This window comes from Zobellia roscoffensis (genome assembly GCF_015330165.1).
Classification (GTDB): domain Bacteria; phylum Bacteroidota; class Bacteroidia; order Flavobacteriales; family Flavobacteriaceae; genus Zobellia; species Zobellia roscoffensis.
The window spans coordinates 3,873,704-3,888,264 of the sequence record NZ_JADDXT010000002.1; the positions used below are offsets into that span (position 1 = coordinate 3,873,704).

Annotated in this window: 14 protein-coding genes; 5 read left to right on the forward strand and 9 right to left on the reverse strand. The window is 35.9% G+C overall.

Annotation, left to right across the window (positions count from 1 at the left end):
- Position 1 precedes the first annotated feature (1 nt).
- From IWC72_RS15535 to IWC72_RS15560, 6 genes are all read right to left on the reverse strand, one after another.
- Positions 2 to 511 carry a hypothetical protein gene (locus IWC72_RS15535; protein ID WP_194527092.1) on the reverse strand — a complete coding sequence of 170 codons (510 nt, stop codon included), beginning with the start codon at positions 509 to 511 and terminating at the stop codon, positions 2 to 4.
- 243 nt (positions 512 to 754) lie between these two features.
- Complete coding sequence (gene arsC / locus IWC72_RS15540) at positions 755 to 1,096, reverse strand: arsenate reductase (glutaredoxin) (protein ID WP_194527093.1); 342 nt, start codon at positions 1,094 to 1,096, stop codon at positions 755 to 757.
- A gap of 57 nt (positions 1,097 to 1,153) precedes the next feature.
- Positions 1,154 to 2,255 (reverse strand): peptide chain release factor 2 gene (gene prfB, locus IWC72_RS15545; protein ID WP_226968068.1). Its coding sequence is split into 2 segments (ribosomal slippage): positions 1,154 to 2,188 and positions 2,190 to 2,255, totalling 1,101 coding nucleotides; the frame shifts between segments, so codons are not numbered across the junction.
- A 96-nt stretch (positions 2,256 to 2,351) separates the two neighbouring features.
- Complete coding sequence (locus tag IWC72_RS15550; RefSeq protein ID WP_194527094.1) at positions 2,352 to 3,209, reverse strand: transglutaminase-like domain-containing protein; 858 nt, start codon at positions 3,207 to 3,209, stop codon at positions 2,352 to 2,354.
- A gap of 50 nt (positions 3,210 to 3,259) precedes the next feature.
- Positions 3,260 to 4,207: an alpha-E domain-containing protein gene (locus IWC72_RS15555; protein WP_194527095.1), complete on the reverse strand. Its 948-nt coding sequence runs from the start codon at positions 4,205 to 4,207 to the stop codon at positions 3,260 to 3,262.
- Between the two features lie 60 nt (positions 4,208 to 4,267).
- The gene (locus tag IWC72_RS15560) at positions 4,268 to 5,731 is read right to left on the reverse strand and encodes a circularly permuted type 2 ATP-grasp protein (RefSeq protein WP_194527096.1); all 1,464 of its coding nucleotides are present in this window, start codon (positions 5,729 to 5,731) and stop codon (positions 4,268 to 4,270) included.
- 247 nt (positions 5,732 to 5,978) lie between these two features.
- Between IWC72_RS15560 and IWC72_RS15565 the strand changes: the two genes are divergently transcribed.
- Positions 5,979 to 7,001 (forward strand): threonine aldolase family protein, encoded by a 1,023-nt coding sequence (locus IWC72_RS15565; protein ID WP_194530400.1) that lies wholly within the window; start codon positions 5,979 to 5,981, stop codon positions 6,999 to 7,001.
- Here the strand turns inward: IWC72_RS15565 and IWC72_RS20435 are convergent.
- The gene (locus IWC72_RS20435) at positions 6,996 to 7,310 is read right to left on the reverse strand and encodes a YegP family protein (protein WP_194527098.1); all 315 of its coding nucleotides are present in this window, start codon (positions 7,308 to 7,310) and stop codon (positions 6,996 to 6,998) included. The two genes, IWC72_RS15565 and IWC72_RS20435, sit on opposite strands and share 6 nt — an antisense overlap.
- Before the next feature lie 291 nt (positions 7,311 to 7,601).
- Between IWC72_RS20435 and IWC72_RS15575 the strand changes: the two genes are divergently transcribed.
- Positions 7,602 to 8,702: an OmpA family protein gene (locus tag IWC72_RS15575; RefSeq protein WP_194527099.1), complete on the forward strand. Its 1,101-nt coding sequence runs from the start codon at positions 7,602 to 7,604 to the stop codon at positions 8,700 to 8,702.
- 51 nt (positions 8,703 to 8,753) lie between these two features.
- Here IWC72_RS15575 and IWC72_RS15580 read toward each other — a convergent pair whose 3' ends face one another.
- Complete coding sequence (locus IWC72_RS15580) at positions 8,754 to 9,197, reverse strand: thioredoxin family protein (protein WP_194527100.1); 444 nt, start codon at positions 9,195 to 9,197, stop codon at positions 8,754 to 8,756.
- Between the two features lie 41 nt (positions 9,198 to 9,238).
- Entirely contained in the window at positions 9,239 to 9,565 is a 327-nt protein-coding gene (locus IWC72_RS15585; protein WP_194527101.1) for a YbaB/EbfC family nucleoid-associated protein, read from the reverse strand.
- Positions 9,566 to 9,631: 66 nt separating this feature from the next.
- Here IWC72_RS15585 and IWC72_RS15590 point away from each other — a divergent pair, with 66 nt between their 5' ends.
- The 3 genes from IWC72_RS15590 to IWC72_RS15600 all read left to right on the forward strand — a co-directional run bounded on the left by IWC72_RS15590 (position 9,632) and on the right by IWC72_RS15600 (position 14,463).
- Complete coding sequence (locus IWC72_RS15590) at positions 9,632 to 11,770, forward strand: S9 family peptidase (protein WP_194530401.1); 2,139 nt, start codon at positions 9,632 to 9,634, stop codon at positions 11,768 to 11,770.
- 264 nt (positions 11,771 to 12,034) lie between these two features.
- Positions 12,035 to 13,078: a PLP-dependent cysteine synthase family protein gene (locus IWC72_RS15595; protein WP_194527103.1), complete on the forward strand. Its 1,044-nt coding sequence runs from the start codon at positions 12,035 to 12,037 to the stop codon at positions 13,076 to 13,078.
- Between the two features lie 125 nt (positions 13,079 to 13,203).
- Entirely contained in the window at positions 13,204 to 14,463 is a 1,260-nt protein-coding gene (locus IWC72_RS15600) for an aminotransferase class I/II-fold pyridoxal phosphate-dependent enzyme (RefSeq protein WP_194527104.1), read from the forward strand.
- The last annotated feature ends 98 nt before the right edge of the window (positions 14,464 to 14,561 follow it).

A 14,561-nucleotide genomic window follows, 5' to 3' on the forward strand; every position in this document is an offset into this window, starting at 1 on the left:
ATCAATCTTTAGATTTTTTCTTCTTTCGTTTTTTCTCTCGCTTTTTTTCTTTTTTCGTCTTTTGTAGCCCTTTCTTTTGCATGGCCACAAAGGCATCATACTTCTCAATAGGTAATCCTGCTTTTAACTCTTCGTCTTGAGCTTTTGTAATTTTTTCCATTCCTTCGCGCATTTGCTCAGGAGTAAGTTGAAGAATCTGCATTTCAATTCGTTTCTGCAAATACTTCTTTAATACCGAGCTCATTACGGCCGTCTCAAACTCATTTAGCTCCAAGGCTTCAGAAATACCTGGCATTTCACCATCAACAATTTGCTCCGCTGTCTTTGGTTCTGGCTCTTTTGGCGTTTCTTGTACCTGTGGTATAGCGCTCCGTTGTCTTCCGTAGCCGCCACCATAACCTTGTCCTCCGTAGCCATAACCACCACCTCCGTAGCCGTATTGGGCAATAAGTTCAGGACTTGAGAACAATAGAACAAAAAATAAAATAACGTATGGGATATTGTTTTTCATGACGATATCAATTAATAAGATTATGTTTTTATAGAATGGTTTAATCCAACTTGGTTAAAGCTTTGTTAAAAGCTTATAAGCAACAAATGTACCAAATTATTAAAGAGAAATATAGACTAAAAATAAAGAAGGCACCCCATTTAAAACCAATGAGATACCTTCTTGTTTTTTGATTCTGAAGATTTACTCGATAATCGAGATTAAATGCTTCTAGGCTTGCCTCGTAACCGTTTACTAGTATTCCTAAAGAATATCCTCAACTAAATTAGCAGGTCTGCCAATTACAGCTTTCCCTCCATTTATTACAATAGGTCTTTCTATCAATTTAGGGTAAAGAATCATGGCGTCAAGAATTTCTTCATGAGATAGTAATTTACCTCTGTAGTTTTCTTTCCACACGGCTTCGTTTTTTCGCACTAGCATTTCAGGAGTTATTGCTAAACAGTCCAAAACCTTACGCAGTTCTTCTTTGGTAGGTACTTCTTCTAGGTATTTTACAACTTCAAATTCCTTACCTGAATTTTCTAAAACCTTCAATCCCTCTCGAGATTTTTGACATCTTGGGTTGTGATATATTTTAATCATTTTATATGCTAATTATTGATAAACATTCTTGAATACTATAATAGTCGTTATAATTTGCTAATCTTCTTCTTTTTGCCCCATCATCATAAGATAAGCTTTGAGGAAAGCATCAATATCCCCATCCATTACAGCGTCTACGTTACCTGTTTCTTGAGCAGTACGTACATCTTTTATCAATTTATATGGGTGCATTACATAATTACGGATTTGAGAGCCCCATTCAATTTTCATCTTTGAGGATTCAATTTCTTGGCGAGCTTCCATCTTCTTGCGCAATTCAATTTCGTACAATTGGGATTTCAGCATTTTCATGGCCGTAGCCCTATTGTCATGCTGACTTCTAGAATCCGAACAAGAAATTTGAATGCCTGTAGGGTGATGAACCAATTGCACTTTGGTCTCTACTTTATTCACATTTTGACCACCCGCACCGCTAGAGCGCGCTGTGGTAATAGTTATGTCTGCCGGATTCACATCAACTTCAATACTATCATCAACAAGTGGATACACGTATACTGAAGCAAATGAAGTGTGGCGCTTGGCATTGCTATCAAACGGTGATATGCGTACCAACCTATGAACACCGTTTTCACCTTTTAACCATCCAAAAGCAAAATCGCCATCTATCTCCAACGTTACGGTTTTAATACCTGCAACATCTCCTTCTTGATAGTTTAGTTCTTTTACCTTGTATTTGTTCTTCTCGGCCCACATCATATACATTCGCATAAGCATGGATGCCCAATCACAACTTTCGGTTCCACCGGCACCAGCTGTAATTTGTAATACGGCTGGCAATTCATCTCCTTCTTCAGAAAGCATATTCTTAAACTCTAACTTCTCTAACTGATCAATAGCTTTTTCATATTGAGCGGTTACTTCTGTTTCGTTTACTTCTCCTTCCTGTAGAAACTCCATTAAGATTTCTAAATCATCAACTAGTGTTTTGGCAGCATTATAGTCATCTACCCACTGTTTTTTAGACTGTATGAATTTCATATGAGCCTGGGCTTCCTGTGGATTATCCCAGAAATCAGGAGCTAAAGTTTTCTCCTGTTCGTTCTCTATTTCAATACGTTTCGCATCAACGTCAAAGATACCTCCTTAACGCACCAAGGCGATCTTGAAGACCTTTAAATAGGTCCGTAGTAATTGTCATTGTATTCTATTTTCAAACAAAAATACTACTCTTTTTTATCTATTCTGTAGTAAATAGTTGAATGTTTGTATGGTGGTATAGGTTATTATTATATACCTATTGTTGGTTTTGGCTGCTAACTTGTACAGAATGAACGGTTTCGTTTTTACCAGCCGTATAAACTACACCTTTTAATGGAGAGCAGTCACTATAATCTTTTCCATGAGCAACTTTTATATGATTGGTGCCCGCTAAAATATCATTTGTTGGGTCTAATCCCATCCAGCCTATAAAAGGCACGTAGACTTCGGCCCATGCATGCATTTGCGAATCTCCAAAGTAACCGTTTCCTTGATGCAAATAGCCAGAGACATATCTGGTTGGTATACCATTAGCTCTAGCTAATGCGCAAAAAAGGTGTGTGAAATCTTGGCATACACCTTGCCTGATTTTCAACAACTCTGACAATGTGGTGTGAACATCCGTAGCTTCCGCATTAAAATGAATAAAATTATAGGTGTACTTGTTTAAGGCAAGAAGGTTATCGAAAACCGATTTTTCTTGATCAAATTCAAACAGTACCGTTTGTTCTTCAGGAATAAAAGTATAGTGTGTTTTTTTTAGGAATGCTTCAAAATCTATTTTGAAATCTAGTTCTTGTATTTTTCTATATGATTTTGATATGTCCGCATCTGGCTTAAAGTCAAAAGGATTGATTTCTTTTTTTATGAGTTTAAAACTAGCTTCAAAAGCAATCTCTTTGAACTTGTCTTTTGGGTGTACCCGTATGGTTTTAAAACCGTATCCATTAATTGAAAATTCATTTTTAGCACTTATAGAGTTGCTGAAATCAACCCCTATGAATTGTTGTGACTCGTTTTCTTCGGGAACGACCATAAATTGCCAATAGGCTTCGTGAACCCACTCTTCATAAGTGTTTTCTGCTTTATAGGTAATAGCGTATTCTAAAGACATGATAGATGTGTAAACTGGTTAGGCATTGGTCTCATTATTATAAATTATTTCTAATAGCTAAAAAACTCTTTTTCCATTTTTTCGCTTATCTCGTAAAGGCTATTCAATGTTTCATTGATGACAGATTGAATATCGTTTTCTATTTGCACAATACATTTAAACTCGTATTCTGCCCGGACTTTACCTACTACAAAAGCCGTAGAATCTCGGTCGTTTTTTTTATTTGGACTCAATATCTTTATATGTTTACACACTTGGTTGAGACTGTTCATAATAGACCTTGGACAATCAGGGTTTAGAATCAAAAACTCTAAAGTAGATATGCTGTTGGGTGTTTTTTTATAAAATCTACGCATCATATCATAAGACTCCGTACATTTTAACAGCGTGGTCCACTCAAAGCTATTTTTAAATTTGTCACCATAACTACCCTGTGCTTTTAACGCATCATTATGTTTTGAATTGATGATGCGTATAATTTGCGTGGCTCTTTCAATGTTAGCCCCCATCATGATTATAGCATATATTTCATCGTGCATGAGGGTACTTCTTACCTTGCCCCTGAGGATAGAGGACATTTCGGTAACGTTAAGCGTAAAGTCATTGAGTCCATTTTTTGTGTACACATTCACATCATAGTTAGATATAAAGTGATAGAACTTATTTAGAGATTCGTATAATTCCGTAGAGATTAAATCTCGGGCACTATTGGCATTCTCTCGAGAATTTCTAACGTTATTTAAAATTGATGATTGGTAATTAGGGTCTAGTCCAATTTTATATAATACCTCTTGCTCATTTAACTCTATGGAATCATCATCTACAGGGTCACCAACCATGGTTAACATTGAGCGAAGTACAAATTGTCTGGATTGAGAAATCTGATTAGGAGCATCCAGCGATGAAAAATAATTTACGCGTAGATATCTGGCAATATGTTCTGAGCGTTCAATGTAACGTCCCATCCAAAAAAGATTATTGGCAACTCGTGCTAACATAGGCATTTTTTAAGTATTAGTGTTCTCTTTAAATAATGTGTCTTACGTACGGGATTTTTATTAAGTCTTTAAAACCCAAGTATCCTTAGACCCACCTCCTTGTGATGAATTCACAATTAAATTCCCTCTTTTTAGGGCTACACGTGTTAGTCCTCCCTTTAGAACAAACTCTTTGTCTTTGCCAAGAACAGTAAAGGTTCGTAAATCTACATGGCGCTGTTCAAAAGATTCACTTTTATCAATATAGGTAGGATGAACTGAAAGAGACATTATAGGCTGGGCTACATATTTTCTTGGATCTAGAAGTATCTGAGCCTTTATTACTTCAATTTCCTTTTTGCTTAACCTGTTCCCTATAGATATACCATAACCTCCCGCTTCATCTACAGGTTTAATTACTAATTCTTGTATATGGCTCAGCACATATTTTAATTCTTTAGGTCTACTACAGTGATAGGTATGTACGTTATTTAAAATAGGCTCTTCATTTAAATAGTATTTAATGATTTCTGGCATATACGTATAGATAGCCTTGTCATCTGCAACACCGGTGCCAGGAGCATTGGCTAGGGTTACATTCCCTTTTTTGTACGCTGCAAAAAGTCCGGGCACACCTATTGATGAGTCTGGCTTAAATTCTAGAGGATCTATGAAGGCATCATCAATTCGTCTATATATAACATCTACCCTTTGAGGACCCTTAATGGTTTTCATATAAACAAAATCATTTTCAACAAAAAGGTCTCTTCCTTCAACCAGTTCTACACCCATGGTCTTTGCTAAATAGGAATGTTCGTAGAAGGCGGAGTTGAACATGCCGGGAGTAATCACAACAACATTAGGTGTATCTACTCCTTTAGGTTTAACGGTTTCTAATAGATCTAATAGGTTCTCCGCGTAATTGGTAACAGAAAATGTTTTATAATGATTAAAAACACCAAAAAGCGCTCTTTTTAATGCTGTACGATTACATATAACATAGCTTACACCACTTGGGCATCTAATATTGTCTTCCAGTACATAATACTGTCCGTCACTATGTTTAATGACATCAGTACCTGAAATGTGATTGTATATGCCTCCTGGAGGATTTACGTTAACCATTTGGTCTAAATAATTGGCAGAGGAACTTATGAGGTCCATAGGAACTATTCCTTGCCTTATTATTTTCTTGTCATGATATATGTCCCATAAAAACAAATTCAATGCTTTACTACGCTGTATAGAACCCGCTTCAATAATTTTCCATTCTTCTGGCGGAATAATTCTTGGAAAAAGGTCAAAAGGAAAAATTTTCTCTTTCGTTTTCTTTTTGTCATACACTTGAAAAGTGATTCCTTGATTAAAAAATGATGATTTAGCCTTTTCATTAAGGTTTACATAATCATTAATGGAATGCTCTCCATAGAGATTAAACAGTTTAGAATATACTTCTTTGACATCTCCTTGTTTGTTGAAGATTTCGTCAAATAAAACGGGGTTCCTTTCGTAAGATGAAAAGATCTGATTCTCGAGGTTTACCATAGTACATTTGTTTGTACTTAAGGTATTAGTTTTCAAGGTTTTTAGATGGAAGAATTACATAATAATCAAAATAGAAATTTGCCGTATAAATAAAAATAGCGGGACTTTTTTACCATATTTTGTACGAAAAAAGGTTAAAAGACTCTCTTTTTGGCATATTTGGCTACTTTTGAGTGACTATTTGTAAACTGGTCAAAAATTCATTTGGATTTGGTTTTTTTTACTTTCAATTATTAAAAAAACACGCATGCATATTAATCTTATTAGTGATACGGTCACAAAACCTACTCCAGCCATGTTAGACGCCATGATGAGTGCTCAGGTGGGCGATGACATTTTTAAAGCTGACCCAACTGTAAATGCTCTTGAAGAGAAAGTTGCTAAAATGTTCGGTAAAGAGGCTGCTTTGTTTTTTCCTTCGGGAACGATGGCCAATCAAACAGGAATAAAGCTGCATACGCAGCCTGGAGATCAACTTATATGTGATAAATATGCACACGTTTATAATTATGAAGGTGGAGGCGTCAGTTTTAACAGTGGAGTGTCCTGTAAATTGATAGATGGAGACAGGGGAATGATGACGGCAACACAGGTCGAAGAGGCAATTAATCCGCCGGATTTTTATCATAGCCCGTTAACTTCATTGGTTTGTGTAGAAAACACGACCAATAAAGGTGGTGGTGCCTGTTGGGATATGGAGGAACTAAAGCAAATTAAAGCAGTCTGTGAAAAACATAATTTAGCGTATCATCTAGATGGGGCCCGTTTATGGAATGCAATGGTGGCAAAACAAGAAAACCCGCTAATTTATGGAAAATTGTTTGATACAATTAGCGTATGCTTGAGCAAAGGTTTAGGTGGCCCTGTAGGTTCTGTTTTAGTAGGGTCCGAAGAAATGATACATAAAGCGCTTCGTATCCGTAAGATATTTGGGGGAGGAATGCGTCAAGCTGGTTTTCTTGCAGCAGCAGGTATTTACGCACTAGACCATCATATAGAAAGGTTGGCCGTTGATCATCAAAAAGCTCGTGAAATAGGGGAGGTATTACAAAGTCTAACCTACATTAGAAATGTAGAATGTATAGAGACCAATATCATCATTTTTGAAATAGATGAACGCGTTATGAGCGGTGCTATCTTTGTAGAAAAATTAAAAGAAAAAGATGTACACATTATAGGTATGGGACAAGGAAAATTACGGATAGTCACCCATTTGGATTATACTTCTGACATGCACAATAGGTTTATAAAAATACTTAAAGGTTTATGATTCTTTCCCTTCGGTTAGACGATTGTGCAAATTTTTAATACCGTTTTCCATTCCGGCTTCAGAATCATAAAGTTGACTTGTACCTATTAAATAACCATTATTGTCTTTAAAATTGAAGAGAAACTTTCCTTCGTGATTGGTTTTGCGTTCAAAATTACTTCTGTGTATTTGAAGGTTATCAAGGTTTAAAACCGCAGTCTCTAAATCGGCCTTGGCACTATACTCTTTACTTTCAAGTAGTGTGGAACCACTTTTGGATTTAATATGAAACTGAAAATTGGAATTAGATAAGTTAACTATTTCTATCACTTTAGTTTTTTAGGTAAAAGATACAAAATTAGATGTATAATTTATAGGCATGGGTTTTTAATTCAGATAACTTATTGGGTAATTAGAGCGCATTACTATTCTACAGAAGTTAGAGGCCATTTCACATTCTTAGTAAGCTATTCTATGCTAGTGCTGTTTTTTAGCCGTTTTTGCTATGAAAAGGTGCATTTCATCGATGTTTTTTATACTTAACAGGAATCTACTTGTTAAAAAAATATTAAATGGCTAACTTTAATGCAACTATAAATAACATTAAACATTAACTGTATTATGAAAAAGATTCTTTTTTCTTTGGCCGTGCTTACGGCATCATTTGGTATGGCACAAGACCTACCTGAGAACCCCGAACCAGGAAAGTGTTATGTACGATGTACAACTCCTGACGTTTACGTAAACGAAACCGTAACTATTACGGTAAAACCTGGCTACAAAGTTTTAAAAACTGTACCTGCAACCTACAAAACCGTTACAGAGCGTGTTTTGGTAAAAGAAGAGAGTAAAAAGCTCCGTATTATTCCTGAGGAATGGGGTTCTGAAAAGGTCACTTATGTGTCTAAAGAAGGAGGAAATTCTCTAAGTATTAGTCCTGCTAGTTTTGGTAGTGCGTCGCAGACCATAGAGGTGAAACCTGCCTACGCTCAATGGGAGTTGGGTGCCTCTGCACCGGATTGTGATTCAGGAAACCCTGATGATTGTAGGTATTGGTGTTATAAAGGATACCCAGCAGAGTTTCAAACAATTGAAACATCTACACTTGCTAATAATGCTAGCACAAGTAAAACTGCAATTCCTGAAAAAAGCGCTACATATACCAAAAGGATACTCGTTTCTCCAGCTAAAGTGGTAGAAGAAGTTGTTCCAGCGGTTTATGATGAAATTATCAGAACAGTATTAGATAAGGATGCTTACACCGTAGAAGAAATGGTAGCGCCAGTTACAAAATCTTATACAAAGGAAGTGCTAAAAGAAAAAGGTGGTTTAACTACTTGGAAAGAAGTGGAGTGTGAACTGGTTACCTACCAAGCGCTTCCTATAAACTGGAATTCTGGTAGTGCTACTTTAACTGCCCAGGCTAAAAGTATTATAGATACACGTTTGTTACCTGTTTTAGCGCAAAACCCAGGTGCTAAGGTAGAGTTGGCTTCTCATACAGATGCGCAAGGTAGTGCTACTTCTAATCAAGATTTATCTGAGAGAAGAGCAAAATCTGTAGCTCAATATCTAATTTCAAAGGGTATTAACTCTAGTCTTTTAGTAGCTAATGGTTACGGTGAAACTAAGCTTAAAAACAGATGTAAAGACGGTGTTTCTTGTACTTCAAGAGAACATGCGGTAAACAGAAGAACAGAGTTTAGATTAATTAATAACTAATCTATCTTAAATAACACACAAAAAAAAGGGCCTTTAAAAGGCCCTTTTTTATTACTTATTTTTCTTTAGAAATTTCAAATGATAACTAATTTCTCCGGTCATGCCGTAACCCGAATATTCGTCAAGCATTTTTCCTTTTTCGTTTAAAACGGTCAACATAGGGAAAACGCCCTTCTTGTTGAGTTTTTTTAAAAGATCCTGATTATGGTTCCATTGCGTCTCACTCAATAAATCTCTGTTTCTAGGTATATCTATATAAAGTAAAACATAGCTTTTAGATAATTCTAAAAACTCATCAGTATCAAAAAGGTCACGTTTTAGCATTTTACAAGGAGGGCACCAATCGCTTCCTGTAAAATAAACCAAGACATTCTTGCTCTCTTTTTTTGATATTTTAACAGCCTCTTCATAATCTTGTAGCCATTCTACACTAGTAGATACATTAGCTTGGCCAATTAAACAAAAAGGCAATAAGAGAAAAAGTAATAGTTTCATTTTTGATATATTTAGATAATTTAGAAGCAAATAGCTTGCCATTATTTAAATAACGAGTCCATACCAGGAATATTGGGCATTCCTTCCTTGGCAACAGCAGCAAGTTCTGTTTCGTTTACCTGAGTTGCTTTTGCAATAGCCTTATTCATGGTTAGAATTAAAAAATCTTCTAATTGGTCCTTATCCTCAAGCAAAGAATTATCAATATGAATCTGTTTTACTTCTCTATTTGCTGTAATAACTACCTTAACCAGGTCTTCAGAAGAAGATTCTTCTAGTGTTACCGTATCCAAGCGTTTCTTTGTGGCCTCTACTTTTTGCTGGGTTTCTTTAAGTTTTCCCATCATACCCATCATGTCTCCAAACATAGTTTTGTTTTTAATAAATAAATTAGTTTGCAAAATTACTAAATTGTGTAGGAAAAACCACTAACTATGAGTCTCTCTAAAAAAAAGAAAATCCTTCTTGGGTTATGCCTTACATTTGTGCCCCTAGTTCAAAGTCAAGAAAAGAATATGAGTGAAGTAAAAGCACCAATAGCCAAAAAGATTCCGCACAATTTAGAAAAGCATGGTGATGTTAGGGTGGATAATTATTATTGGTTGAATGATAAAGAGAATCCAGAAGTGATATCACACCTGGAAGCAGAGAAAGAGTATTATGAAACTTTAACGGCACATACCAAAGAATATCAAGAATTACTTTTTGACGAGATGAAGTCCAGAATAAAAGAGGACGATACGTCTGTACCTTATAAACAGAATGGGTATTGGTACATAACTAGATATGAAATAGGTAAAGAATATCCTATTTATGCTAGAAGGAAAGAGAGTTTAGAGGCTCCTGAGGAAATTATGTTTGATGGCAATGAAATGGCCAAAGACCATGAATATTTTAGTATTGGAGGAATAGCTATTAGTCCAAATAATAAATATGCCGCATTTGGGGTTGATACTGTTTCAAGACGTCAATACACCATCAGTATTAAAAACCTTGAAACCGGTGAGGTGTATGATGATAAAATAGAAAATACTACAGGAGGTTCTGTTTGGGCAGATGATAATAAAACTCTGTTTTATACTAAAAAGGATGCAGTTACTTTACGTGCAGATCAGATTCTAAAACATAAGTTTGGTACTTCGGCAGATAATGATACTTTGGTTTTTCAAGAAAAGGATGATACGTTTGGAACGTATGTTTATAAATCAAAATCTAAGAAATACATTATTGTAGGTTCTTATAGTACGCTTACTTCGGAATATCAAATTTTACGGTCAGATAATCCGGATGGTGAATTAAAAATGTTTTCTCATCGAGAGCGTGGCGTAGAGTATGGTATTTCTCATTATGGAGACCATTTTTATATACTAACTAATAAAGATGGTGCTACCAACTTTAAGTTAATGAAAACTGAAGAAAATAAGACTTCTTCCGCAAACTGGCAGGAATTTATACCTCATAGACAAGAGGTTCTTTTGGAGGATATTGATATTTTTAAAGATTACTACGTAATATCTGAACGAACAAACGGTTTAAACCGAGTGCAAATTAATAGGTGGGACGGTACTAATGCCTATTACCTGCCTTTTGAAAGTGAGACGTATACCGCAGGTGTAAGTCGTAATCCTGATTTTGACACTGAAATTCTTCGGTATGGATATAATTCCATGACCACACCAAGTTCAATTATTGATTTCAATATGAGAACAAAAGAAAAAGAAGTAAAAAAAGAACAGGAAGTACTAGGTGGTAATTTTGATAAAGCAAATTACAAAGAAAAACGTGTTTGGGCTACTGCTCGTGATGGCGTAAAAGTACCCATGTCTATAGTTTATCATAAGAATACTCCGTTAGATAAAAACACACCGGTATTACAATATGCCTATGGATCTTATGGACATACAATAGACCCTTATTTTTCTACAGTCCGCTTAGGTTTGTTAGATAGAGGATTCGTGTATGTAATAACACATATTAGAGGAGGGGAATACCTAGGCAGACCTTGGTATGAAACTGGAAAATTATTGAAAAAAAGGAACACGTTTACAGACTTTGTAGATTGTTCTAAATATTTAATTAAAGAAGGGTATACTTCTTCAGAGCATTTATATGCTATGGGAGGATCTGCAGGCGGTCTACTTATGGGAGCAATAATTAATATGGCCCCAGAATTATATAATGGCGTTATTGCAGCTGTTCCTTTTGTGGATGTAGTTACCACTATGTTAGATGATTCTATTCCATTAACTACGGGAGAGTATGATGAATGGGGAGACCCTAATGATAAAACGTACTATGAATATATGTTGTCATATTCGCCATACGATCAGGTAGTTGCGCAGGATTACCCTAATTTATTGGTAACTACAGGACTTCATGATTCGCAAGTGCAGTATTTTGAGCCAGCCAAGTGGGTTGCAAAATTAAGAGAAGTTAAAACCAATACTAATCTATTGATGATGGATATTAATATGGATACGGGTCATGGGGGAGCTTCTGGACGTTTTGAATCACTCAAAGAAGTGGCTAAGGAACATGCCTTTTTATTAGATTTGGAAGGGAAATTGAACTAGATTAATATTCAGGTATAGTATTTTGCATCTTTAATCTGACACTTGGTCTTAAAAATATACACTTTTGTGACTTTGAATTTGCTTAGATATGTTGTGTAATGCTAACGAAATGTTAATAAAGTAACGTTTAAGGCCAAAATTCTTCATTTTTTTGAGGTATTTCCCATGATAAAATGACATATTCAAAAAAAATAGTAATTTTGCTCCTAGAATATTTTGGAAACTTTATAGCTTATCAGTAGTTCCCAAAACCAGACATCCTTTATGGAAAACAAAATTAAGGCATACAACAATATCCTAGAACTCGTAGGAAACACTCCACTAGTAAAATTAAACAGAATCACGGAAGGATTTACAGGTAACTTTTTTGCCAAGGTAGAATCTTTTAATCCAGGTCATTCTTCTAAAGACCGCATTGCCATGCATATTATAGAAGAAGCGGAGCGTAAGGGTATTTTAACCGAAGGCAGTACTATTATAGAAACTACTTCTGGTAATACAGGTTTTAGTATTGCTATGGTGAGTATTATTAAAGGTTATAAGTGCATTTTGGCCGTTAGTTCAAAATCATCAAAAGATAAGATTGATATGTTGCGTACAATGGGCGCTACGGTATATGTATGCCCGGCTCATGTAAGTGCAGATGATCCTCGTTCTTATTATGAAGTTGCAAAAAGACTGCATAAAGAAACAAATGGATCAATTTACATCAACCAGTATTTTAATGAGTTGAACATGAATGCCCATTACCAAAGTACTGGTCCGGAAATATGGGAGCAGACCGGTGGACAGATTACACATTTTGTAGCATGTAGCGGAACAGGAGGTACTATTTCGGGCACAGCTAAGTACCTTAAGGAGCAAAACCCAGACATTAAAGTAATAGGTGTGGATGCTTTTGGGTCGGTATTAAAAAAATACCATGAGACAAGAGAGTTTGACGCCAATGAAATTTACCCGTATAGAATTGAAGGTCTTGGTAAAAATTTGATTCCAGGAGCTACTGACTTTGATGTAATAGACAAGTTTATCAAGGTTACAGATTCTGAGAGTGCCCATACTGCACGTGAAATGGCAAAGACCGAAGGTATTTTTGCAGGTTATACAAGTGGAGCGGCAATGCAAGCATTAAAACAATTAAATGAAGAAGGTGAGTTCGGGCCAAAAGATAACGTAGTTGTTATCTTTCCTGATCACGGTTCAAGATATATGAGTAAGGTTTACAGTGATCAATGGATGGAGGACCAAGGATTCTTTGACACCAACGATGTAAGCGAAACTCAAAAGGTACAATACATTAAAGAATAACACATAAGTTTGTAAAAGTTGGAAAGCAATGGCCGTTAGGTCATTGCTTTTTTGTTAGGGAATAATATTTTATGAATGTTGCTCTTAAAATCTTACTTTTGCACTAAAATCCAAAGTACACCTAAATGCGAGATTTATTTGACAGAATTTTAGAGAACAAGGGGCCATTAGGAAAATGGGCTTCACAGGCAGAAGGATATTTCGTTTTTCCTAAGTTAGAAGGGCCAATTTCTAATAGAATGAAGTTTCAGGGAAAAGAGGTAATCACCTGGAGTATTAATGATTACTTAGGTTTAGCCAATCTTCCTGAAATTAAAAAGGTAGACGGCGAAGCTGCTGCAGAATATGGTGCGGCATACCCTATGGGAGCTAGAATGATGAGCGGGCATACGGACTTTCACGAGCAATTGCAACAAGAATGTGCTACGTTTGTGGAAAAAGAAGCCGCTTATTTATTGAATTTTGGTTACCAGGGTTTTATGTCTGTTATAGATGCCCTCGTAACTAAAGATGATATTATTGTTTATGATGTGGATTGTCATGCTTGTATTATTGACGGTGTGCGCCTGCATATGGGTAAACGATTTACCTTTGTTCATAACAACGTTGAAAGTTTAGAAAAGAACCTAGAGCGAGCTACGAAATTAGCCGAGCAAACTGGCGGAGGTATTTTGGTTATCTCCGAAGGTGTTTTTGGCATGAGAGGAGAGCAAGGTATACTTAAAGAAATAGTAGCTTTAAAGGAGAAGTTTAGTTTCCGGTTCTTGGTTGATGATGCGCATGGCTTTGGAACTTTAGGTAAAACTGGAGGAGGAGCAGGACAAGAACAAGGTGTCCAGGACGGCATTGACGTTTATTTAGCAACTTTTGCTAAATCAATGGCGAGTATTGGTGCTTTTGTAGCCGCTGACCAAGAAATAATTGATTATTTAAAATATAACTTACGTTCGCAAATGTTCGCTAAATCATTACCTATGGTTTATGTGAAAGGAGCATTAAAGCGATTGGATATGTTACGTACTCAACCAGAGCTTAAGGCTAAATTATGGGAGAACGTAAACGCTTTACAAAACGGACTAAAAGAAAGAGGATTTGATATAGGAACAACTACAAGTTGTGTAACTCCTGTTTATCTTAACGGAAGCATTCCAGAAGCTATGGCGCTTGTAAAAGATTTACGTGAGAATTACGGCATATTTTGTTCTATAGTAGTTTATCCGGTTATACCAAAAGGATTAATATTACTCCGTATGATTCCTACAGCCACACATACAATGCAAGATATAGAAGAAACGTTAGAAGCATTTTCCGCTATTAGAGACCGTTTGGAAAATGGAACTTATAAAAGATTATCGGCAGCTGTTGCCGCAGCTATGGGTGAGTAATATACACTTGTTTATACCATTAAAAATGCCTTACTTTTACGTAAGGCATTTTTTTTGATTTGATATTTTTTAAAGAAAGGGAGAAAGCGACCCCTTAA